1 protein-coding gene is annotated in these 1310 nt (G+C 45.4%); it reads right to left on the bottom strand.

What is annotated here, in order from left to right; translation table 11 throughout:
- Nucleotides 1-33 precede the first annotated feature (33 nt).
- Nucleotides 34-1242: an IS256 family transposase gene (locus AB4238_RS05370; protein ID WP_372032072.1), complete on the bottom strand. Its 1209-nt coding sequence runs from the start codon at nt 1240-1242 to the stop codon at nt 34-36.
- Nucleotides 1243-1310: the final 68 nt, after the last annotated feature.

The following is a 1310-nucleotide window of genomic DNA, read 5'->3' as shown; positions in this document are numbered from 1 at the left end:
GAGCCTGTGTCGGATTCTGTGTAACTACCCGATTTAAAGGTAATTTGTTAAGCGCTCTTCAAATTCAATACTAAAGCGATTTAGGGCAGGTTTCCAGTTTCTTATGGGCATGGTCCATTTCTTAGAAGCCTGCATTATTGCCAGGTAAATGACTTTTTTAACTGAGTCATCGTTCGGGAACAGCTTGCGCAGCTTGATAGCTTTGCGGATCACACTGTTTAGTGATTCGATGGCGTTAGTGGTGTAGATTGCCTTACGGATATCCTGAGGGTAATTAAACAGGGTGTTGAGGTTCTCCCAGTGCCGACTCCATGACGCTGAAATATTCGGATATTTGCCGTCCCAGCGTTCAGCAAATCGTGCCAGGTTCATTTGTGCTTCATCTTCGGTGGTGGCTTGGTAAATCAGCTTTAAGTCTGCTGCGACGGCCTTATAGTCCTTGTATGGCACAAATTTCATTGAATTTCGCACCATATGAACGATACAGAGCTGAACTTGGGTATTGGGGTATACGGTGTTGATTGCATCAGGAAAGCCTTTTAAGCCATCTACGCAGGCTATTAAGATATCCTGCACGCCGCGATTTTGAAGCTCGGTCAGCACACTAAGCCAGAACTTAGCGCCTTCATTTTCAGCTATCCACATGCCTAATAGCTCTTTGTGGCCTTCAAGGTTAACGCCTAGGGCGAGAAAGACGGCTTTATTAATCACCTTGTTGTTTTCACGCACCTTCACCACGATACAGTCAAGATAGACGATAGGGTAAATTGGGTCTAAAGGACGAGATTGCCACTGTGTAACCTCGTCAAGAACGGCGTTGGTAACACGAGAAATCAGCGTTGGTGAGATATCGGCACCGTACATTTCATCAAAGGTCTGCACGATATCCCGCGTCGTCATCCCCTTGGCATACAAGTGAAGGATCTTGTCATCCATGGAGGTGAACCGCGTCTGGTTCTTTTTGACCATTTTAGGCTCAAAACTACCTTGGCGGTCACGTGGTGTATTGAGCTCGAACTCACCATCTTCCATCTGAACTTTCTTACTTGAGTAACCATTACGCTGATTGCTGCTAGCGGATTTTTCGTGTTTTGAATAACCAAGGTGGTCTTCAAGCTCAGCATTCAACGCGGCTTCCACAGTGACTTTGGTTAATATGGCTCTGAAGTCGTTGAGATCAGCTTCAGACTTGATGCTTTGAGCTGCCTGTTTGGCAAATGCTTCTAACTCTTTTTGGTTCATAACTACTTTCCTTGTCCCTAGCTAGGGTTCTGATTAAAAAGCAGTTACACAGAATTGTCTACAGCCCC

The organism is Shewanella sp. 10N.286.45.A1, from assembly GCF_041470405.1.
Classification (GTDB): domain Bacteria; phylum Pseudomonadota; class Gammaproteobacteria; order Enterobacterales; family Shewanellaceae; genus Shewanella.
Note: the sequence above shows the minus strand (reverse complement) of the source record. Positions and strands in the feature narration are given on the sequence as shown.

What these genes read in the sequence shown, in the direction of transcription:
- AB4238_RS05370 (WP_372032072.1), bottom strand. Translation starts at nt 1,242, where the DNA reads ATGAACCAAAAAGAGTTAGAAGCATTTGCCAAACAGGCAGCTCAAAGC.